Raw genomic sequence first — 20,827 nt, 5'->3', positions numbered from 1 at the left:
AGCATACGTATTTTTACAATCTCTAAATTTAATTAAATGTTTACTCCTGGTAAGATTGCCTTTATCGTTTTTTTTGTGATTGTTTTCATTGTCGCTATAGTGTGGAGTTATCGCAAAGATTTAGGAATACACAAAAAACAGTACAAAGGGAGTAAATGGGTACTCTTAGGTTTTATAGGATTTATAATCCTATTATTTCTGATTAAAATCCTTCTGAAGCCTTAAATTAAAATGCCATTACCTCCCATAGTAAATAAGTAAAAAGAAATTTTAACTGTATTTCAGACCAATACCATAAATTAAAACACTTGATATGGGCGATTTTTAAGTCAATTAGTAATAACTAGTTATTATTAAAGTATTATTTTTAAGGTGATTACAAGAATAATTGGTTAAAGCTACTCTTAATTAATAATCACATATGATACCTATAGCAATAGCAGAAGACCATCAAGCTCTCTTAGATGGCATACAATTATTATTTAAATATAATCAAGACATTTCGATCATAGGAATGGCAAATGATGGCGAAGAACTTTTAGATATTGTTCGAAAAAAACAACCTAAAATAATTATTACTGACATTAGAATGCCTAGAATGGATGGAATCACAATGACAAAAATTATATCTAACGAATTTCCTCATATACGAACTATTGCGTTTTCAATGTTTGATCAAGACGCAGCTATTGAACAAATGAGAGACGCTGGAGCGTCTGGATATGTTTTAAAAACAAGCCCCCTAGACACTCTTGAAACAGCAATACATACCGTTCTAAATGGACAAGAATTTTACGATGCAACACTCGTTCCCAACACTCCTAACGCAAGCGTAAAAAATTATAAATCTAGCTCTGTGCTCTCTAAAAGTGAACGAGAAATATTAAAGCTTATCGCTCAGAATATGACAAGCTCAGAAATCGCTTCTATTAGGTTTACAGCAGTATCTACAGTAGATAAACATCGTAAAAATATGATGCGTAAACTCAATCTTTCTGGTAAAGGGGAGCTTTTACGCTATGCTTTAGAAACAAAATACGATTTTTAAAACTGTTTTCGTTTTATTAAAGAGACTAAGAATTTCTGCCAGTCAACAAAAACAGTGTAATAAACCTCACAATGTTTTAAACTGAATGAAGAATCACTACTAAAAAACTCCTGTTATTGACAGGAGTTTTTTAGTAGTGATTTATCTGTGGGGTCTAAGATTTGAAAAGGGGCTTATCTCCCATCATTTCATTTACACTTTTTGCCACATTTGATAACACCTCTTCATTATCGTGATGCTCTATTACTTTATCGATGAAATTTGCAATTGTATGCATATCTTCTTCTATAAGACCACGAGTGGTTACCGCTGCAGTACCTATCCGAATACCTGAAGTGACAAATGGAGATTTATCATCAAAAGGTACCATATTCTTATTTACAGTAATATCTGCTAGACCTAACGCCTCTTCTGCTGCTTTTCCTGTTACATTTTTGTTACGCAAATCAATAAGCATCATATGGTTATCTGTCCCTCCAGAAATAATATCATACCCCTTGAGTACTAATGCTGCGGCTAATGCCTCAGCATTTTTCTTAGTTTGAACCATATAGTGTAAAAAATCGTCAGTAAGTGCTTCACCAAAGGCTATTGCTTTTGCTCCAATGATATGCATTAATGGCCCTCCTTGGTTCCCTGGGAAAATCCCACTATCAACCAACGACGACATCATACGTAATTTGCCACTTTTTAACTTGATACCAAATGGGTTTTCAAAATCTTCACCCATTAAGATCATTCCCCCACGTGGTCCTCGTAATGTTTTATGCGTTGTTGTCGTTACGATATGACAGTGTGGTAGTGGGTCTGCGACAATTCCCTTTGCTATAAGTCCAGCTGGGTGTGCAATATCTGCAAGTAATATAGCTCCTACTGAATCTGCTATTTCGCGAAAGCGTTCATAATCGATCTCTCTTGAGTAAGCAGATGCTCCTGCAATAATCATCTTAGGTTGCTCTTTCTCTGCTATTTCTTGAATCTTATCATAATTGAGAAGACCAGTTTCTTGATCTACCCCATAAAATACAGGATTATACAAACGTCCAGAAAAATTTACTGGGGACCCATGCGTGAGGTGACCACCATGTGCAAGGTCAAAACCTAAGAATTTATCTCCAGGCTGCAAGCAGGCGTGAAAAACAGCTGTATTTGCTTGAGATCCTGAGTGTGGCTGAACGTTTGCATATGCCGCACCGAATAGTTCTTTTGCACGATCTATTGCAATTTTCTCAACCTCATCTACTACTTCACAACCACCGTAATACCTTTTACCTGGGTATCCTTCTGCATATTTATTGGTAAGCACAGACCCAGCCGCTTCCATTACTTGGTCGCTTACAAAATTTTCTGAGGCAATGAGCTCGAGACCATTACGTTGTCTTTCAAATTCATCATTAATGAGATTAAATATTGCGGTATCGCGTTGCATATGAAATTGTGTTTGTTAAAGATGTGTAAAAATAATACAATCTCCCTGTAGCGTTGCTATAAATCCTATATTTGACTGAGAGAATTTACAAACAACTTATCAAAAACATATAAAATAATGTCTCTAGCTGCAAACGATCCATCAAAAAAAACTTGGCTTGATGTACCAAAGGACTCAGACTTCCCAATTCAAAATATTCCTTTCGGAGTATTCTTAACTCGTGACGATGTGATTACAATTGGAACGCGTATTGGTAATTATGCTATTGACCTTGGTGCATTACATCAACTGGGGTATTTTAAAGACATCCCACTTACGGATGATATTTTTTTACAAGACACCCTTAATGACTTTATCGCAGACGGGCGCAAGACATGGCGTTTAGTACGTAATCGAATTTCAGAGATTTTTGAAAAAAGTAACACATCATTAAAAGACAATTCTAAAGATCGTGATACAGTTATCTTTAAAATTGAGGAAGTAGAAATGCAATTACCTGTTCAAATAGGAGATTACACAGATTTCTACTCTAGTATAGAACACGCTACAAATGTGGGAACGATGTTCCGGGGTGAAGAAAATGCTTTGATGCCTAACTGGTTACACTTACCGGTTGCTTACCATGGTAGAAGTTCTTCTGTAATACCATCTGGAATTCCGGTGCATAGACCTAATGGTCAAAAACTTCCTAATGGAGCAACAGAGCCCATTTTTGGACCTTCAAGGTTAGTAGATTTTGAACTAGAAATGGCATTTATTACTACAGATGCAAATAATCTTGGAGAATCTATTTCTACTGAAAAAGCAGAAGAAAATATTTTTGGCTTAGTGTTATTTAATGATTGGAGCGCTCGTGACATTCAAAAATGGGAATACGTTCCTTTAGGACCATTTCTTGCAAAAAACTTTGCTTCCTCTATATCTCCTTGGATTGTTACCCTTGATGCTCTAGAACCTTTTAGAACTGAAAGTCCAGAAGCAAAAAAAGAGCTACTCCCATATTTACAGTTTACAGGTAAAAAGAGTTTTGATATTAATCTTGAAGTTGCCATTCAACCAGAAAGTAAAAAAGAAACTGTTGTTTGTAAATCAAACTTCAAGTATATGTATTGGAACATGAGTCAGCAACTAGCACACCATACAGTGAATGGATGTCCTGTTAATGCAGGTGATATGATGGGAAGTGGTACACTATCTGGTAAAACTAAAGACTCCTACGGTTCTATGTTAGAGCTTTCTTGGAGAGGTGAAAAACCTGTTAAATTAAAAGAGGGAGGTGACCGCAAATTTATTGAAGATAACGATACGGTTATCATTAGAGGATATTCAAAATCTAAGGACTACCCAAGAATAGGTTTTGGAGAAGTATCTACTAAATTACTTCCTGTTTTTGAACCAAAAACAAAATAAAATCTCAATAAGCCTTCAAATTATCTCAAATGTGCAATTAAAAATAAAAATTGTGCATTTGGGATTTTTTTTGGACTAATATTTAATAGCCGCAGCTACAGGAATTCCTTCTAATAAGTATCTACCTTTTAAAAATTCTAGCTCAATTAAGAAATTGCATTGAATTACATTGCCACCTAAAGAATTAACAAGTTTTACGACAGCTTCTGCAGTACCGCCAGTAGCAAGAATATCATCGTGTATAAGTACGCTATCCCCAGTTGCAATAGCATCTTTATGTATTTCAAGAACATCTGTACCATATTCTAGTGCATATTCTTGAGATAATTTCTCAGATGGGAGCTTATTTGGTTTACGTACAGGGACAAATCCTGCTTCTAACTTTTTAGCTAATAATGGTCCAAAGAAAAAACCTCTAGACTCCATGCCGACGACAACATCAATATTTATATGTGGTATCAAGTTATATAGTGTTTCTTCCGCTTTCGCGAAAGCGTGAAAATCTTTTAGAAGAGGCGTAATATCTTTGAAAATAATACCTTTACGAGGAAAATCTTTAATATCCCTAACGAAGTCTGTTAATTGCATTTTATAAAGATATTAATAACTGTATAAAAAAGTCCTATTTGAAAATGTTTCAAGTAGGACCCAATATTTTAAGGACAATTACAGACTATTTTAAAAAATCGAGAAGTAAACTATTTACTTTTTCTGTATGCGTAAACACACAGCCATGAGGTGCTCCTTCAATCATTTCTAAACGGCTTCCATTTACAATTTCATGACCTTGCTTTGCAGTGGGCGTAGGAGGTACTACTTCATCTGCTGTTCCATGAATAAACATAGTAGGTACATCAATTTTCTTAAGATCGTCACGCATGTCTGTCTTTCCAAATGCATCAATACAATCTAATGTTGCTTTTGGGAGTGCACTTGCTGCTAGTGCAAAATTATAATGCAACTGAGCATCACTCACCTTATCTTCATTTTGATCATAGTTCACGAAGTTATTCCCAAACTCTTTTAAGAAGCCAAGACGGTCTTCCTTAATATTTTTTTTAAATTCTTCAAATACTTTTTCTGGAACACCATCTTTATTGCTTTCTGTTTTCATCATAAATGGAGCAATTGAACTTAAGAATACTAATTTTTCAATGTTTGCTGTTCCATATTGCCCTACATATCGAGCTAGTTCTCCCCCACCCATTGAAAACCCAACTAATATAACATCCTTAAGACTAAGATGATCAATTAGATTTTTTAGATCTGTTGACATGGTATTATAATCATATCCATTATAAGGTCTTGAGCTGGTTCCAAAACCACGTCTATCGTAGGATATTACTCTATATCCGTTCTCTACTAATGCGGGTACTTGGTATTCCCACATGGCATGACTCAATGGCCATCCATGGATTAAAATGATAGGTTTACCAGTACCAAAATCTTCATAGTATATGTCAATTGGGTTTGATTTTTCTGAATTGGTTGTCGTAAAAAAAGGCATAGATTCTTTATTATATTAGTAGTATTTCAAGATACAGATAAGCCAATATTTTAGACAAAACCTAACTATCACTTTAGCAATAGTTTAACGCAACCTCTTAAAGTTTTAAAAAACCTAGCTACATTTTTTCTAAATAATTTTTCATTTATATTTTTGAGACTTTAAAAAAAGCAATATATTTGCACCCGCAAAGAAAGCTCAACAGCTCTCAAAGCAATTTAAGAGGCCTCGTGGCGCAACTGAATAGCGCACTTGATTACGGCTCAAGAGGTTACAGGTTTGAATCCTGTCGAGGTCACTAAACGGGATTTTTCAAAATTATTTTGAAAAGTCCCGTTTTTATTTCCTTCTAAGTTATCTGAAATAGAGGCGATTGCGCTGAATATCGAGTTTACTCTAAAAGTTCGAAGTCGGTCGTTTTTGAAGTCATACCCTATTCCTTCTGGAAAGAGCATAAATTGCAAAGAACGCTTGACTTCGATATTACCAGATTGCCACAATGACGGGAGGTTCAAGGCTAAATTTAATGCTTTGTCTATCGATTTTTTAAGGTTCGAACTATTAAATCCTGAGTTTGAAACTAACTCGGTTATTTTGTTCTTTTCTGACTCTAGTTTGGACTTGAACTTATCGTATTGCACTTTTGTTATTTCTTCAAATACGTAACGCTCTTCTAATCTATCCAGTTTAACATCCAGTTCTGTAGCTTGCGTGTTTAGCACCTTTGCTTCGTCAATTTGTTCCTTGTTTAAATCGATAAAGGTTTGCTCGATGATCTCTTTGAGAGGTTCGATGTATTTTGGATCAGCCAGTGTGTAGTTTTCTAAGAGTGCCATAAACGAGCTGTGTAGCTTTTTCGCACTTCTGTTTTCTCTACTACCTGATCTTCTATTTTTATAATAATACAGTCCTTTCTTCTTAACTACATATCCAGTATAGGGTGTTCCACATTCTGTTGATTTGATAAACATTTTTAGTGGTAGGTTTTCATCATCTAGGTTGTACTTTCTTCCTTCTTCGCGAGAGTTGAGAAGATTGTGGATTTTTAAGAACATCTCACGACTAATCATAGGTTCGTGATTGCCTTGTATCACTTCTCCAGGTATCAATTTATTTACCATCAATCCGCAGTAAAAGGGATTTCTAAAATAGTCGCTAAGCTTTTTGGCAGATAGCTCTAATCCTTTTCTTTTGAGTTTTTTAGATATCTCAACGTGTGAGGTGTTTGACATTGCTTTCCACTCAAAAGCTTTTTTGAGAAGTTTCCCTTTGTCGTTGATTACAAAATTGGGTTTTTTACCCTTGCCCGGATTGGTATTTGTGTAGCCGTATGGCCAAGCGCCTGTCCAATCTCCTCTACGTAATTTTTCTTGCATTCCAGAAACGGACTTATCCCTTCTCAACTCATTATCAAATTGAGAGAACATATAATAAAGGTTCTGCTGAAAAGATCCTGCACTCGTAGAAGTATCTACCTCTTGTGTCGCAGAAATTGTGACGATTCCCTGCCTCTTGAGTTGATCACTTATATACGCTCCATTGGCTCCAGTTCTCGAAAAGCGATCATAAGAATAGACGATGATATAGCCTATGTCTTTCCTGCGTTTAACAAAGTTGAGCATCTTCTGGAAGTGCTTGCGTTCATCACTTTTTGCCGACTCATACGTCCCACCAAAATACTCAACCACATCAAGTCCTTTCTTCTGAGCTAGTTGCTCGCAGTATTTTAATTGTGTGTCTAAACTAGCATTGTTATCTGCCTGTTCTTTTGTAGAAACTCTGGTGTATATGACGGCGTTTCCTGCTTGTCTTAGAGACTTGCTGTCGTCTGTTCTGGCAAATTGATTAAAGATGGATAGGTCTTTCATTAGGATACGTTTTGTTGAACTTGCTTGCACAATATTTCTGCAAATTGTTCAAGATTCTTAATTATTTTATCTGCCTCATCTTCGCTCACATTCTCAAAGCCTTTAAATGACTTGAGCCTTTCTACAGACATTTTACTTTTAGATACTTCCTTATTGTCTTCTTTTTTTACATTTATCGATTGCATTGTTCATTCCGTGAATGCTATTCTATCTTATAGTCATAGCATTGGTGGGATTTGAGATGGCTCTCTGAGCTCATTGCATTTAGTTCAATCGATGCTTATCACGTTTTCATATTAATTTGTTCAAACTAGCTTCCGTTATGGGATTACAAGTACATTTGAATGGCAAATAGGGTATCTATTTTGCTTTTTGTTTCACGGTACGGCTTATCAAAACCACTTTTCCGTTTGCTTGTTTTATTTCGATATTCTGGTACTCGTGCTGTTTCAAAATATCAATAATTCTGTCTTTCTCACTAATGCGCTCCGTACCTTCAATCATATCTATCTCGCCATTCTTTTTGGTCACTTGGACAGATTGGTACGACTCACTTCTCAAGATGAGCATCACTTGAATTTCGTCTTTATTAAGACCAGCAAAGGCATTAAAATTTGGTTCAGAAAAGAGTACAGATATATTTTCTTTGACGACTTGATTAAGGTTTAATACGATATGATTGGTTACTTTACCTTGTTGCAAAAGCTTAACATATTCATAATCATCTGCCAGATAAATGTTACCTGCTATATCGGTTATGAGATATAACGCTTTCGCGAAAGCGAGTACCTGAATAGTCGCATATTCCAGCTTACTGACTTTCAAATTATCAATCTTAGTTTCTTCAAACAGAAATTGCCTAACAGGTTTGATCTTTTCGTTGGGAAAGCCCAGATTGCGATACTCGATGATGATGCCCATCCAAAGGATATCGATGAGGCTAAACTTGTTCCATCCTGCCGAAGTATTGCGTTTGTCCTGAAAAAGTCCAATATCCTGCCAGTGTGTAATCATACGCCTCTCAGCATTTACGATGTACTTATTTGCATATTCCTTCTCATTGAGAAGTCGCAATAAATTTGAATAATCTGTGTGTTCTTTTTTCAAGATTTAATTTTTACAATACAAACATAAACTTATAAACGTTACGAAACAAGGACGTTTTATTTCTTTTCAAGAACTGATATGTATTTCTCCATAGTCGCTTTTTCATTTTCTTGTGCTTTAATCAACCTTTCATTGGTTTCTACAAGCTTCAGATTGACAGCCTTGAGTTCTTTGTGGTGGCGCTTATTTAGCTTGTCAAGCCTTTTGGATTTCTTCTTCAGATGAAACTTTAGTTCTTCTATTGTACTTCCCGTTTCATCACGTATGGCATTGAGTATTCTATAAAAATCCGGAATGCAGGCTTCATCTATTTGCTGTATGAAGTTATTGATAACAGTTTCGGCCGATGGGTTTAAGCTCGTGTTGTTATTTGTTACAATTTCCTTTGCCACGTTTTTAATGTCGCCTATTGTGCCATTTCCAGCGTGCGCAACAAATGAGCCCTTACCAGTTTTCTTGATGGAATAATCTTGATTGTTGTTTACAGTAGTCACTCGTGGAATGTAACTCAAGGATCTATCAGAATAGAAATAGTTCATATCTACGTCAAAGAGCTTTGCAAAATTGATCAACGCAAGATGCGGAATATGTTTTGCCCTACTTCTTACTGAAGAGATGATGCTTCGGTTAGAAGGATAAATCAGTTTCCCGAGGCTACTATCATTGCTTGGTTTTAATCCGAGCTCATCATTCTTTTCCAATACCTCGTCTATGGCCTCGATAAATTTTAAATCTATAGTATCGTAATCTGGATTCTGCTTCATATTATGTCTTTCATTATCAATTACTTCTTGTCGTTTGCGCTCTTTTTTCTCATTCATTCAATTCAGGGGTGATAAAATTATTATCTCTTTTTGTAGTTTATTAAGCAACGTTTATACATATATTTGGCGATATAAATGTAAAAATGACGTTAAATTGTTGCCAAATTTACAAAACTTTTACACTGAATTGTCAAACGAATCACATAAACTTTATAAGAATGTATCAACCCGATGAAATTAAGGCCATTACGAAAAAAATGCACAAGTACTTTGATAACCCCATTGCGCTTGTAGCTCAAGAATCTGGAAAATCCAGACCTACGGTATCTAAATTTTTTAATAGGAAAGAGATCAGGCCGTCCAGCGAAGAGCTCATTTATGAAGCCTGTCTCACACTTTTAGAATCTAAGCACGAGAAAACATTGCGCAATAGTAAAAAGGGAAAAGTCCTCACAGAGAACCTGCCTTTAAAGTCGCAAACATCGATGAAGTTATAATGCAGATCTCATCTTATGAAATTTGCCGAAAATAGCCCAGATGAAGGTTTCCTGAACCTTATAAAAAAAATCAAGGAAGAAATAGAGATGCTAAAAAAGCACCACAATCCGACTAGTGAGATAGACAAAGCACACACTTTGCTGTTTCATAACAGTCCTAAAAATGAGCATAGTTAATTATTCCATCGCCTTTAAAGCATTGGATTATCACATTAAAGAACACAACCAGAATACAGAACAACTTTCTAACCGCATACGACAGGCAATAGCCTCAACTGCAAAGGACATCATTAAGATTTACGGACTTTCTTTACTGAAAGCGAGCAATGTCACAACACTTGATCTTAAAAATTTACCACCCTTAAAAACCAACAATCTACAGTTGGCTAAAATGGGCAACGCCAGTCCCAGAACCATCCAGCGTCACTTAAAACGACTCATAGATGCAGGCATCATTATCAATAAAAAATGGCACGGTACCAACTCAGGATATGACCTTTGGGTCGAGCCAAAAATCCTGTTAGCAACTGGTTTAAAACCTGTGGATAAGCCTAAAATCCAGCAGGATTCACAGAAATTACAATCTACACACAATCAATCGGTTAAAAATATTCCTACGACAACTTGTCGTCATACAGACTCTAGTAACAATGGTTACATAAATAATTTAATAATAGGCGTTGATAACTCAAGTCGAGCCAAGCTATTCGGGAATAAAAGGAATTCGCTACCGCTCACAAAAGAAACAACGTCACGCAACGCTTCTAGCAACACTTTTACAGGATACACAGGGAAAAAATGCCCCAAAAATTCCAATGATGCAGGGGAAAATGCGCGGATGCGAGCCACAAATCAAACTGGCGCCGAAAATTTGCCACGAGATTCGGCTCGTTCCGCTTCCCTTTCTGTGTATGTGAATGCGCTTTGGACGCTTTCGCGAAATGTGCTCTACCAAGACACCTATCTCACTGAATCCCAGGTCAAAATCGGAAAAGAACTGCTCTGGAAATGGTACGATCCAGTACCTGACAAACATCTGGCAAACGTTCATCAATGCTATGTAGATCGCATCGAACTCGTGCGGAAATATCTTGCCAAAGATCCTCAAAACAGATTTGTACAATTGCCACATCAATATTTTGATTCCAAAAACAAAACAGGGTTTGCTGGCACCAAAAAATGGTGGCAGGATCACAAGAAGAGACAGCTTGAAGTGCAGTTAAAACTCATTGTCGCTTCACAGATCCGCAGGTTTTTGAACAATGAGAAAAAGGATACTGCAAAGCAAAAACCTAGATTGGCACTTTTCAGGCAATGTGAGACGAGAATAGGCAAACTCGGTCAACCTGAACTCTTGCAACACTTTCACGCAAGTGTACTCAACCCATCTACACAACGATTTTTATACACCAATACTTAACGAATGAAACGTATTTTCAAAAAGAAAAACGTTGCCTTGACCAATAAACTCAAGGGAGCGATTGCCGAGATATCTATCGATGTCTTTGGTTATGAGAAGAAAATTTCTCTAAACATCATAAGCTACACCGAGCATATTGCAACCTGGCAACAGATCCCTGTCGAGCGCTTGTACCTGCGTATTTATCAAGAACAGCACAAAGTACTTTCTTATCTGTATGATCAAGATGTGCTGATGAAAGAAATACCAACAGACGAACTCGCTTATTTCTTCTTAGAAGACAGCATTGCAGCGTTGCCCAATGTGCGTAACAAAATTGCCTTCAGTATCAAAAAGTATCTCAAGGAATTTGCTACGGCAAATCATATCTGTGACCAAGATGTACAGATTTGGCTCAACGTCAAGCAAGGTGTCGTCACGGTCAAGGCTTTTCATAAAGAAAACTATATCAAGGAAATATCACTCTTATCACTCATTAAATATTTCAAATAATGCAACAAAAGAAAAAAGGCTGGAAACTAGGCCAGGACTCAGAAACCAAGATGATCGTCTGGTTTAAAGACGGTAACGTACGCACAATGTACTCTATAGATTGGAGACATAAACTGTCTAAAACGAAAAGCCGGGAAACAGGTTTAATTCGCTTTCGCAAAAAGATAAAAGAATACGGTCCCTTAGCCGGTACTATTGAGATTTACGATAAAGCGACAGGACAACGCATTGCCAAATTTTACGAAGGAAACGAGATGAATATTAATGCCGAAATCAACTGATATGAGAACCATTTTAGAACTTCAGAAACGATTAAAGACCGAAACTTCTTTCCGTCGGAAATATCCAAATTGTAAAGAAAATGATGATACCATTCATTTACTTTATGTTTCACCCTGCTTGGATGCCACAGGATATTATCGAGCAATAACACCAGCATTAGAGTTGAACAAAACTGCGTCACATACCGCCATAATCACTAAGATTGAGACTTTTGACTTTAATAAACGTTTTGAAGATTATGAAAACTTGATTGATGAACAACTTTTATATTGGGCAGATTACATCATCTTTCCAGTTATATTCTCAGATGTGGATTTTTTTATCAAAGCTATACGCGTCTTGCGTCCAGATGTGCAATTGGTAATGGATGTGGATAAGAATTACACCGCTATTCCACAAAGTCACACAATGTCACGCAAGATTGGTACTCGAGATAAAGAGCAGTTGTTATCTAATATGATTTCAATGGATATTGTAACAACTGCAACAAAACCACTATCCAACTTTTACAAAAAATTGTTGTTACAAAACTTTCCCAATCACACCACACACGTAGTGCAATTGCCATCTTTAGTGTCACGACTGGGTTATGAAGAGATACCACCGTTGAAAAGGAATGACTCTCAAATCATTCGGATTGGTATTTTAGGTAGTAAAAGTCAGTTGTCAGATTTGCTAGTCCTTAAGGAACTAGTTGCAAAAACGAAAGAAGTCCTTAAGGAAGGAGTTCAATTTGTATGCTACGGTTGGAACGGACAAGACATTCAAGGCGAGCTGGTTCTTAAAGGATTAGCCGTAGAATATCATAAGCCCGTCGCTTTTGAAAATCACTTTAAAACATTGAATGATTTGGCACTAGATATAGTTCTATTACCAAGTGAAAAGAACCGCTTTTCTCAATGCGAACCTTACACTACGCTATTAGAGTGCGCAGTTTATGGTATTCCGGCAATAGCCTCTGTTTATCATCCGGCTAAGCAAGTTCTTAAGGAAGGAGAAACAGGACTGCTTGCCGAAACTTCTGACGATTGGGTAAAGTCCATCTTACGATTAGTAAAGGATAAAGCTCTTCGTGAGCAGATGGGCAAAAACGCGCTCAAGTCCATCTGGATGGAACAGCACTTTACCAGTAGGCAGTTACAGTTGTTTCAGGATTTGTTTATTTAGGCAAGTTTATTTTGGAAGAATTTAATCTCCTTTCTTATGCTTATGCGGTTTTAATGACGGTGTGTTCCCACCGGTCTTTTTATTATCTCGCTGACGTCTATCTGGTTTGCCAGTTGACTTTGCAATTCTTTTTGGACCTGTCTTGATTCCCATAATATTGTATTTAAAATGTTGTACTAATTTAATCATTTACAAGCTGTTTGAAGATTTAAGTTTTCAACATCATCTTGATTTTATTAAGATGATGTTGCGTACCGAACAAGCCAATATTAATTTATACAACCTATAAATTCAAAACCCTAGCTCTCGCTAGGGTTTAATGTCTATTGACCTATAAGCATCACGCTTCGACGTACCGCAATCCCTTTGCGTGACGCCACTTTCGCGAAAGCGAAATCTATATTTATCCCAAGTCACACCACAAACTAGTCCCTAAGCGACTAGCAAATTTTGGGATCGCAAATGCAGTTAACCAGTACACTCAACAAACAGAAAAAAGGCATTGAGCTTCATTTTAGCGAAGTGCTTCCTAAAGAACTAGCATTTCATTTGAAGGAGCTTGGTTTTAAGGAAACGCTGTCAGATCCTACCAAATGGTATGTGGACAATCATCCTGCCTACTGTCGCTATACGGAAGAGCTGGAAAAGGAATTTGGCAGAGATGGCGATTGGAAACAGGTGTTAATCCATCCATCTTTTGAGTCGTCCTTAGAAAACATCGACTCTGGTCAGTTTTCCTATGTAACGATCTTCCTTAAGGGACAGCAAAAAGCTGAGCAGGAACATTTCGTTGTATTTGATTCCTACAAGAAAGTAGCCTATGAGATTGCAAGTCGCTTTGCGATGCGTAAATATGGCGATGCACTCAAGCATATAGAAGTACATCCTCGCAACTATAAGAGAAAGTCGCGCGTCCTGTTTAGAGATGGGAACGTGATAGATGGTATGGTCGCTTTAGAAAGTGAACGTACAGAATTGGAAGTCGCTAAGGAAGTACCTTCAAAAGATGAGCTAGTTGCTAAGAAAGGAGAAATAGAAAATAAGGAAGTTCCTAAAGAAATAGCACCAAAAGAAGAAGATGATTCTGGTTATCAAACGGATGCAGAACGTAACCTTTCTACACGGTCGATTTTAAAAGAAGTTATTGAAAAACTCAACGAGCAGACCGAAGAAGTGAACGACGAACCAGAAACGATTATCTCTACAACTATAAGCGACCTCGAAGATGCCTCAGAGCAGTGGAGCGAGATTCATTTTAGAAACCATCTCTTAAAAGCCTTGCAAAACTTTAAGGATTGGGTGTACGACCTGGAAATTGGCGACCGAGCGATGGCGTTGATGCAAGTCAATCGGTTATATCAGTCACTGAAGTTGGAACTCATTCCCTTAAAAAAAATCAAGATCGAAGCGCTGGCGGTATCAAAAGATATTTTTAGTCGGGATCATATAGTTCCTAATGTGCTTGTGCCCGTGCACGCTGGTGAACCTTTTCAATCTGGAAGTTTGACCATAGGCGATGGCAATTTCTTAAAATTTAAGTTTCCCCAACTTTATAAAATCACAGACGAGAATCTCAATCAAGTTTCTGGTCTGGAGCTTTTTCAGCTTTCGCAAATGCCACATCCTAAAGATTATGGCGTAAAAGTGAATCGTTCAGCACTGTTACAGGAGTGGGAAAATCGTGGTCCGGAAGCTTTCTCAGCCATCGGTTACCCAACAGACTTGGATTATCCCTATGTAAATATCCATACGGGATATAGAAGTGTCTCGCCTTTGGGCGCAGAAATCGACATTGAAAACGACAGTCATAAATGGTGGTCTGTGGTGGAGCATTCTCGTCCCGTGGCAGATCCTCAAAAAGGCATTGAAATCATAAATGATATGCTTTTGCAGTTGGTAGAAGATCATTTGGACTACGTAAATCCCAAAACGGGCAAACCCAAAACGGACAAAAATTCGAAGGAAGCTTTCAGCGAAATGCAATGGCAGATGAACCGTTTAGAACGTTCAAAAGCTACTCTTCAGGCTTATTTAGATGATCAGAACAAACCTAATCCTGCGCCTAAATCACTTCCTAAAAAACAAAGTTCTACAAAATCGAAGTCCAAAAACGATTACATAGATCGTGTTGTGGCTGTGATGCATATCGCTTTCGCGAAAGCGGAACGTCTATCAAAAAAGAAAGTCGAAGCCTTAAAGGATGAAACAGGTGCGCCAAACATCGGTGCGCTCTGGGAAGCAGTAGAATTGAGTTGGCTCTTGTGGTACAAAATGCTCTATAAAGAACCGATTCCATTTGAAAGCCGATTGCGAAAAATGGACTTTTTTTGGAGTCAGATACAACCTACGTATGCGTATTCAGACAGTAGTAAGGAACTCTACAAGCAATACTCAACGCCTTGTCCCATAGGTGCAATCGTGGCAGAATACACACAGATGAAAGATGCCGAGTTCATTTTTGAACCAAGCGCAGGTAATGGCTTATTGCTGGTAGGTGCAAATCCGCGAATTACGCACGTCAACGAGATTGACAACAGCCGAAAGAAATCGCTGGAATATCAAGGTTTTGGGCGCATTACCAATAACAACGCCGCCGAGCCTTTTCCAGAAGTAATGACCAAGGTTCACGACGTGATTGTAACCAATCCACCTTTTGCAAAATGGGAAGCATCAAAGTTTGATAAAGAACGTATTGCCAATAAATACTTTAATAAACATCGTGGGATTGCCAACCATATTCGTCTGGAACATTTGATGGCAGGACTCGCTTTGCACACGATGAAAGATGATGGCAAAGCAGCTATTATCATAATGGGTCACGTCTATTTTGGCGAAGATGGACTCTTTGCTAAGTACCGACCTTTCTTTAACTGGTTGTACCGCCATTATCAGGTGGATGATATCATCAATATGAACAGTTATAAGCTCTACAATAAACAAGGCGCTGTGACCAAAACAATGCTCATACTCATAGGTGGCAGAAAGTCAAAACCATTTGGAGTAGCACCAGATCGTTCCAAAGCACCAGAACTGAACACGATGGTTGAGAGTTTCTTTGATCTCTGGAAACGTGTGAAGTCACACATCAAACCCAATCTAAATACACTCATATCCCAACTCAAAAAAGCAAGAACCTAATGATATTTTACAATAACCAATTAATGTCTGGAGATATCAAAGCACGACTTTTTATGGTCTCAAATCCATCAAAATTTGAGCGTTTTGAAGATCACGAAGCTGGCATTTTTATTCAATTGCACGAACTCATCGAGCAAGCAAGAGCAGTGGGCGAAAATCCCATCGCACTCATAGAAGAATATCTGGAAGTGGTTTACAACGAAGGAAACACTACCGATGAAATCGCCAGTTTTCTATTGAAAACCGACAAGATGCAGACCGCACTCTGGACGCTCAAGGAAAGTTGGGACAAGATGGATGATAGCCTGCCGACCAGTTCTATAATGTATGGTGGTATGGATAAGGAAGAAGCCGTGCAATTGTATTCAGAAACCACGCTTCGCAGCTATTTGGAAGCATTAGCCTTTTTCAAAAATGAATAACGAAGAACTCGATATCAAAGAAGCAGAATTCAGTCAGAATGCTGATGAAGTTGCAAAACTTGCTACGCAGGAGGCAGCTTTGGTTCCTTACGTGTCTAAGTCACAGGCACCGTATAAAATGAACACGCTCATACCGCGCAATATGGCTTTTGAAGTTCAGAAGTCCCTAAATCGTATTGTGAAGGATAAAGGAAACATTGACAATTACGTGCGCAACCAGCTCAAGTATGAATCTACCAAAGCAATGTGGAAAGGCTTGGGTGCAGAACAAGTAGATGCCGTAGGCCTCTATCTCAAGCAATTTGAAAATGAGCAAGGTATTATCATCGCAGATCAAACGGGAATTGGGAAAGGCAGGCAAGCTGCTGCGGTGATACGACACGCAGTTATGCAGGGCTTTCTTCCCGTTTTTTTTACAAAAAAGCCCGATCTGTTTACAGATATGTATCGGGATCTCAAAGCCATCGGTTTTGACAATATCCGACCTTTTATTGTCAACACAGATACCGATGCCAAAGTGAAGGATGCAGACGGAAAAGTGGTTTTTAGCCCAATGAACAGCAAGGCGCAATACGAACTTATCACTACCGAAAAAGAGTTTCCCACAGAAAGTCCAGAGTCTATTGAGTGGCACAAAAAGATAGGCAAGAATCTACCAGATCCAGATAAAGTACCGTTTATAACAATCACAGAAACACTCGACCATTTACCAGTAGGCTACGATATGATTTTCTGTACCTATTCACAGGTTCAGTCGGCGCATCCTTACAAACGATTGTGGCTTGAAAGTATGGTCAACAACGGTCTGGAAGGCAGCAAGAAATACAGGAAAGTCATTTTCATTCTTGACGAGTCGCATATGGCCGGTGGCTTTGATTCCATCATTGGTACCTGGATGCGCGAAGTACTTCCGCAGACAAAGGCGTGCTGTTTTTTGAGCGCCACCTTTGCCAAATATCCAGAAGTAATGCCGTTTTACGCAAAGAAAACTGCCATAGCTGAGACTGGTCTTACCGATGCAAGTTTTGTACGCTCGATGACAAGTGGCGGTTTGGCGCTTCAGGAAATCGTAGCGTCTAATCTTTCAGAAAGTGGGCAACTCATCAGGAGACAGCGGTCTAATGAAGGCATCAACGTAGATTACATCACGCTGGATGCAGAGCCACAACGCAGTAAAAGCCGTGCGAGTGTGAACAGTATCATATCGTTGATGAATGAAGTGGTACAATTTGAACAGGAATTTGTGGCACCATTGCTGGCAGATATTCACGCTTCCGCGAAAGCGCAGGGCGAGCATATGTCATCTAAACCCAGAAGTCTTGGCGTAAAGCAATCGCCTTACTTCTCAAGAGTCTTCAATATCGTTGATCAGATGTTATTTGCCTTGAAAGTAAAGGATGTGGTAAATCACACCGTCAAATTACTGAAGGAAGACAAGAAAGTGGTCATCGCATTCAAATCCACGATGGGTGCTTTTTTAAAGGAAATGAATCTGGTTAGTGGTGATGTAATCCCTAACGAGCAAATGGATTTTGTACGTACGCTAGTACGTGGTCTCGACGGTATTTTCAACTACAATTATACCGCAATCGATGGCTCAAAAACCAGAGAACGTATAGAACTCGAAGAATTACCACAGAAAGGTATTGAGCGATATAAAGATATCAAGAGCCGAATGGTTCTTGAGAGTTCTGGATTATCCATTTCGCCCATTGATGAATTAATACACTTGATTGAAACCCAGAAAAAACCAAAACATTTAGGCGGTCACACCGATATGTACTTTAAAGTTGCCGAAGTTACAGGCCGTAATCAGCGTATTGCGATGGATGGTGATGAAGCGGTTGTACAGGCTTTTCGTAGTAATACCGAACGTTCTTTCAGAATGTTCAATAGTGGCGATTATGATGTGCTGCTCATTAACCAAAGTGGTAGTACAGGATCTTCTGCTCACGCCAGTAAAGATTTTAAGGATCAACGCCAGCGAGCGATGATTGTGCATCAGTTTGAATTGGATATCAATACCGAAGTTCAGAAACGTGGTCGTATCAATCGTACTGGTCAAGTGGTGTTGCCCGAATACTATTACATCACAAGTGACATTCCTACGGAAAAACGACTGATGACTATGCTCAAGGCAAAATTGAAATCGCTGGATGCTAATACCACAGGCTCACAGAAAACCAATGATGAAACTCTAAAGAGCGCAGATTTTCTAAATAAATATGGCGATATCGCAGCGTGGAATTGGGTAGATGAGAATCAGGAAATGATGGAGCAGCTCGGTTATCCTACTTATCAAAAGAAAACTGATAAAACCGGAAACATACGATATGAGCGCAATGGGTTTAAAGATGGTGCGGTGCGACAACTGACTGGACGTGCGGGCTTACTCAAGGTAGAAGAGCAAGATGCCTTGTATGATGATTTGTTAGAACGATATGACCATCAGATAAAACTGGAAAAACAGCAAGGTACCTATGATCTTGAAACCGAATTCTTGCCACTCGATGCAGAAACTAAAAAGCGTTTTTTGTTCCAGAAAGGTCAAGGTGGCGCTACACCTTTCGGGAAAGATACCGTGCGTGATATTACCATCGTCAATAATCTGAAACGACCATTTACCAAACAAGATATTGACAAGCGCATCACAGATGCACTGGATGGTCAAAAACCTGTTCAGGTGCGTATGAAAATGGTAGATGCCATCAATGAAAAATATCCATTGCTTATTGAAGAACGCAAAGCGAAAAAGCTGGATGTCATCAATAGACTGAAAGAAGATCGGGACAATTTACCGCAACGTGGTAGTGGCAAGACCGAAAAAGAAAACGAGCGCATACAGTCCGACTGGACGAAGCTAGAAGAGATCGTCCACGCAAAAACATCACAGCTTGCGACCTATGTTGCTGGTTTGGAAAATACTAAGCGCTCTATCATCAGATACATCACGATGTGGAATATAGGCGATGTGGTACGAGTTCCTTTTATCGGAACTACTATCACACCATCTTGGGGCATCTTTTTAGGTGTGAGCATCGGTAAATCTGGAAAGAACCCATACACCTTAAGTAACATCAGTCTCAAGTTTGGAGTGACAGATTCAAGAAAGATTTTGACCTACAGCTTACAACCAGCAGAACAGAGTTTTATCTCACAGATTTTTACAGAAAGTCGAGATATCTCTGAAGCTGATGTGCAAATGGTTAATCTGGAATGGAATGAACTCATCAAAAAAGCATCTTCAAAACGAGAACGTCGTCATATCCTTACGGAGAATATTGTAGGTGCTTCTAATCAGATAGGTACTCAAAACAAGCTCATTAAGTACAATACAAAAGAAGGAACCATCAAGAACGGCATCTTGTTGCATCGAGATTTTGGTAAGGATGGCGAAGCAAATTCGGCAGTATTACCTATTTCTGAAGCGTTCAACATTATTAGAAAACTGGACATAGATGACTTTTTTGCAGATCACAAGCTCAACTTTCGCGTAAAGCGTATTAGTGAAAACTATTTTCAATTGTACCTGGATAAAAGAGATCTCTATCCTGCGATTATTGATGAGAAACTACGGTCGTTCTTGAAACGAGCAGATGGTCAATCACAGGATGAGTTGCCAGATTTTGTGCAAAATGCTGGAGATATGACCGCAGCCCTGCATCTGGAAAAGCTGCAATTGTTTTTGAATCGGCTGGATGCATTTGGCGTGCAGTTTCTAGGTCACGCACGTGAACTGGAAGATTGGGAAATTGAAAATGAAGCCGAGTGGAAATCAAAGACCAAATCTACTTCTGGCAGTTATAAATATCGATTAGGACGTGCTTATGGCCAGGGCAGTAATCCTACGACTGGATTTGTGAGCTATGAAGAACCGAGTTCGCAATATGAATACGGACTGGTCATTTACAACCGCCCATTATCAGATAAAGAGAAATTCAATTACTCGCTTATTCCCGTGTTTAAGAATGTGGAAGAGCCGTACCAAATCTGGAAAACGGAAACGCTTGCCTCTGGATTAAAAGATGACTTCAACAACATTGTAAGCGATGCTCGCAGACTGCCATTGCACGATGCTATTGAAAGCTTGGGTTACTTTATTCTCAATCATCCACACGAAGATGGAAATGCCGAGTTTGTGTTTGGAGATTATACGTATCAAGACTTGGGACGTATGTTTTTTGAAGATACGATTGCCCAGATTTCAGCTATTGATGAAATGATTAACCAATTACAAATCGCACAGGCATAGATGAAAATAAATCCCAACAAGATG

19 protein-coding genes and 1 tRNA gene are annotated in these 20,827 nt (G+C 38.5%); 12 read left to right on the top strand and 8 right to left on the bottom strand.

Annotated elements, in window-relative coordinates; all coding sequences use genetic code 11:
• Positions 1 to 421 precede the first annotated feature (421 nt).
• The gene (locus tag OD90_RS01965; protein WP_144665807.1) at positions 422 to 1,048 is read left to right on the top strand and encodes a response regulator transcription factor; all 627 of its coding nucleotides are present in this window, start codon (positions 422 to 424) and stop codon (positions 1,046 to 1,048) included.
• Positions 1,049 to 1,202: 154 nt separating this feature from the next.
• Here the strand turns inward: OD90_RS01965 and glyA are convergent, their stop codons facing one another.
• The gene (glyA, locus tag OD90_RS01960; protein WP_144665805.1) at positions 1,203 to 2,477 is read right to left on the bottom strand and encodes a serine hydroxymethyltransferase; all 1,275 of its coding nucleotides are present in this window, start codon (positions 2,475 to 2,477) and stop codon (positions 1,203 to 1,205) included.
• 117 nt (positions 2,478 to 2,594) lie between these two features.
• On the opposite strand from glyA, the gene fahA reads away from it, so the two are divergent.
• Positions 2,595 to 3,887, top strand: a complete 1,293-nt coding sequence (gene fahA, locus OD90_RS01955; protein ID WP_144665802.1) for a fumarylacetoacetase — start codon at positions 2,595 to 2,597, stop codon at positions 3,885 to 3,887.
• 75 nt (positions 3,888 to 3,962) lie between these two features.
• On the opposite strand, the gene OD90_RS01950 is transcribed toward fahA, so the two are convergent.
• Both OD90_RS01950 and OD90_RS01945 read right to left on the bottom strand, forming a co-directional pair.
• Entirely contained in the window at positions 3,963 to 4,475 is a 513-nt protein-coding gene (locus OD90_RS01950; RefSeq protein WP_144665799.1) for an adenine phosphoribosyltransferase, read from the bottom strand.
• Between the two features lie 85 nt (positions 4,476 to 4,560).
• Positions 4,561 to 5,394 (bottom strand): alpha/beta fold hydrolase, encoded by an 834-nt coding sequence (locus OD90_RS01945; protein WP_144665795.1) that lies wholly within the window; start codon positions 5,392 to 5,394, stop codon positions 4,561 to 4,563.
• 224 nt (positions 5,395 to 5,618) lie between these two features.
• Here OD90_RS01945 and OD90_RS01940 point away from each other — a divergent pair.
• A tRNA-Arg gene (locus OD90_RS01940) sits at positions 5,619 to 5,692 on the top strand.
• Here OD90_RS01940 and OD90_RS01935 read toward each other — a convergent pair.
• The 4 genes from OD90_RS01935 to OD90_RS01920 form a co-directional block, all read right to left on the bottom strand.
• Entirely contained in the window at positions 5,658 to 7,262 is a 1,605-nt protein-coding gene (locus OD90_RS01935; protein WP_144665792.1) for a recombinase family protein, read from the bottom strand. The genes OD90_RS01940 and OD90_RS01935 overlap by 35 nt on opposite strands.
• On the bottom strand, positions 7,262 to 7,447 hold the full coding sequence (locus OD90_RS01930) for a hypothetical protein (RefSeq protein ID WP_144665789.1): 186 nt from the start codon (positions 7,445 to 7,447) through the stop codon (positions 7,262 to 7,264). Before OD90_RS01930 ends, OD90_RS01935 begins: the two co-directional genes overlap by 1 nt.
• 175 nt (positions 7,448 to 7,622) lie before the next feature.
• Positions 7,623 to 8,369 carry a MerR family transcriptional regulator gene (locus OD90_RS13240; protein ID WP_261374445.1) on the bottom strand — a complete coding sequence of 249 codons (747 nt, stop codon included), beginning with the start codon at positions 8,367 to 8,369 and terminating at the stop codon, positions 7,623 to 7,625.
• 56 nt (positions 8,370 to 8,425) lie between these two features.
• On the bottom strand, positions 8,426 to 9,190 hold the full coding sequence (locus OD90_RS01920) for a hypothetical protein (RefSeq protein WP_144665787.1): 765 nt from the start codon (positions 9,188 to 9,190) through the stop codon (positions 8,426 to 8,428).
• Positions 9,191 to 9,390: 200 nt separating this feature from the next.
• Between OD90_RS01920 and OD90_RS01915 the strand changes: the two genes are divergently transcribed.
• The 6 genes from OD90_RS01915 (at position 9,391) to OD90_RS01895 (ending at position 12,991) form a co-directional block, all read left to right on the top strand.
• On the top strand, positions 9,391 to 9,630 hold the full coding sequence (locus tag OD90_RS01915) for a hypothetical protein (RefSeq protein WP_144665785.1): 240 nt from the start codon (positions 9,391 to 9,393) through the stop codon (positions 9,628 to 9,630).
• A gap of 15 nt (positions 9,631 to 9,645) precedes the next feature.
• Positions 9,646 to 9,807 carry a hypothetical protein gene (locus OD90_RS13120; RefSeq protein WP_186434698.1) on the top strand — a complete coding sequence of 54 codons (162 nt, stop codon included), beginning with the start codon at positions 9,646 to 9,648 and terminating at the stop codon, positions 9,805 to 9,807.
• The gene (locus OD90_RS01910) at positions 9,794 to 11,050 is read left to right on the top strand and encodes a winged helix-turn-helix domain-containing protein (protein ID WP_144665782.1); all 1,257 of its coding nucleotides are present in this window, start codon (positions 9,794 to 9,796) and stop codon (positions 11,048 to 11,050) included. The genes OD90_RS13120 and OD90_RS01910 overlap by 14 nt, the downstream gene beginning before the upstream one ends.
• A gap of 3 nt (positions 11,051 to 11,053) precedes the next feature.
• Positions 11,054 to 11,542, top strand: a complete 489-nt coding sequence (locus OD90_RS01905; RefSeq protein WP_144665778.1) for a hypothetical protein — start codon at positions 11,054 to 11,056, stop codon at positions 11,540 to 11,542.
• Positions 11,542 to 11,823, top strand: a complete 282-nt coding sequence (locus OD90_RS01900; protein WP_261374444.1) for a hypothetical protein — start codon at positions 11,542 to 11,544, stop codon at positions 11,821 to 11,823. The genes OD90_RS01905 and OD90_RS01900 overlap by 1 nt, the downstream gene beginning before the upstream one ends.
• A gap of 163 nt (positions 11,824 to 11,986) precedes the next feature.
• Positions 11,987 to 12,991 carry a glycosyltransferase gene (locus OD90_RS01895; RefSeq protein WP_186434697.1) on the top strand — a complete coding sequence of 335 codons (1,005 nt, stop codon included), beginning with the start codon at positions 11,987 to 11,989 and terminating at the stop codon, positions 12,989 to 12,991.
• 21 nt (positions 12,992 to 13,012) lie between these two features.
• Here OD90_RS01895 and OD90_RS13115 read toward each other — a convergent pair whose 3' ends face one another.
• A complete protein-coding gene (locus OD90_RS13115; protein ID WP_186434783.1) occupies positions 13,013 to 13,180 on the bottom strand; it encodes a hypothetical protein in 168 nt (55 codons plus the stop codon).
• Positions 13,181 to 13,453: 273 nt separating this feature from the next.
• On the opposite strand from OD90_RS13115, the gene OD90_RS01890 reads away from it, so the two are divergent.
• Genes OD90_RS01890 through OD90_RS01880 form a run of 3 tightly spaced genes read left to right on the top strand, consistent with a single transcriptional unit; the run spans position 13,454 to position 20,803 of the window.
• Entirely contained in the window at positions 13,454 to 16,129 is a 2,676-nt protein-coding gene (locus tag OD90_RS01890; protein ID WP_144665771.1) for an N-6 DNA methylase, read from the top strand.
• A 23-nt stretch (positions 16,130 to 16,152) separates the two neighbouring features.
• A complete protein-coding gene (locus OD90_RS01885; RefSeq protein ID WP_144665769.1) occupies positions 16,153 to 16,551 on the top strand; it encodes a hypothetical protein in 399 nt (132 codons plus the stop codon).
• Positions 16,544 to 20,803 carry a strawberry notch C-terminal domain-containing protein gene (locus OD90_RS01880; RefSeq protein WP_144665766.1) on the top strand — a complete coding sequence of 1,420 codons (4,260 nt, stop codon included), beginning with the start codon at positions 16,544 to 16,546 and terminating at the stop codon, positions 20,801 to 20,803. Before OD90_RS01885 ends, OD90_RS01880 begins: the two co-directional genes overlap by 8 nt.
• Positions 20,804 to 20,827: the final 24 nt, after the last annotated feature.

Origin of the sequence: Dokdonia sp. Hel_I_53, from assembly GCF_007827465.1 — a bacterium.
Classification (GTDB): Bacteria; Bacteroidota; Bacteroidia; order Flavobacteriales; family Flavobacteriaceae; genus Dokdonia.
This window is presented reverse-complemented; position numbering and strand designations above follow the sequence as displayed.

Excerpts from the sequence above, each read along its gene's own strand:
- OD90_RS01965 (WP_144665807.1), top strand. The coding sequence starts at position 422 with ATGATACCTATAGCAATAGCAGAAGACCATCAAGCTCTCTTAGATGGC.
- glyA (WP_144665805.1), bottom strand. The coding sequence starts at position 2,477 with ATGCAACGCGATACCGCAATATTTAATCTCATTAATGATGAATTTGAA.
- fahA (WP_144665802.1), top strand. The coding sequence starts at position 2,595 with ATGTCTCTAGCTGCAAACGATCCATCAAAAAAAACTTGGCTTGATGTA.
- OD90_RS01950 (WP_144665799.1), bottom strand. The coding sequence starts at position 4,475 with ATGCAATTAACAGACTTCGTTAGGGATATTAAAGATTTTCCTCGTAAA.
- OD90_RS01945 (WP_144665795.1), bottom strand. The coding sequence starts at position 5,394 with ATGCCTTTTTTTACGACAACCAATTCAGAAAAATCAAACCCAATTGAC.
- OD90_RS01935 (WP_144665792.1), bottom strand. The coding sequence starts at position 7,262 with ATGAAAGACCTATCCATCTTTAATCAATTTGCCAGAACAGACGACAGC.
- OD90_RS01930 (WP_144665789.1), bottom strand. The coding sequence starts at position 7,447 with ATGCAATCGATAAATGTAAAAAAAGAAGACAATAAGGAAGTATCTAAA.
- OD90_RS01920 (WP_144665787.1), bottom strand. The coding sequence starts at position 9,190 with ATGAATGAGAAAAAAGAGCGCAAACGACAAGAAGTAATTGATAATGAA.
- OD90_RS01915 (WP_144665785.1), top strand. The coding sequence starts at position 9,391 with ATGCACAAGTACTTTGATAACCCCATTGCGCTTGTAGCTCAAGAATCT.
- OD90_RS13120 (WP_186434698.1), top strand. The coding sequence starts at position 9,646 with ATGAAATTTGCCGAAAATAGCCCAGATGAAGGTTTCCTGAACCTTATA.
- OD90_RS01910 (WP_144665782.1), top strand. The coding sequence starts at position 9,794 with ATGAGCATAGTTAATTATTCCATCGCCTTTAAAGCATTGGATTATCAC.
- OD90_RS01905 (WP_144665778.1), top strand. The coding sequence starts at position 11,054 with ATGAAACGTATTTTCAAAAAGAAAAACGTTGCCTTGACCAATAAACTC.
- OD90_RS01900 (WP_261374444.1), top strand. The coding sequence starts at position 11,542 with ATGCAACAAAAGAAAAAAGGCTGGAAACTAGGCCAGGACTCAGAAACC.
- OD90_RS13115 (WP_186434783.1), bottom strand. The coding sequence starts at position 13,180 with ATGATTAAATTAGTACAACATTTTAAATACAATATTATGGGAATCAAG.
- OD90_RS01890 (WP_144665771.1), top strand. The coding sequence starts at position 13,454 with ATGCAGTTAACCAGTACACTCAACAAACAGAAAAAAGGCATTGAGCTT.
- OD90_RS01885 (WP_144665769.1), top strand. The coding sequence starts at position 16,153 with ATGTCTGGAGATATCAAAGCACGACTTTTTATGGTCTCAAATCCATCA.
- OD90_RS01880 (WP_144665766.1), top strand. The coding sequence starts at position 16,544 with ATGAATAACGAAGAACTCGATATCAAAGAAGCAGAATTCAGTCAGAAT.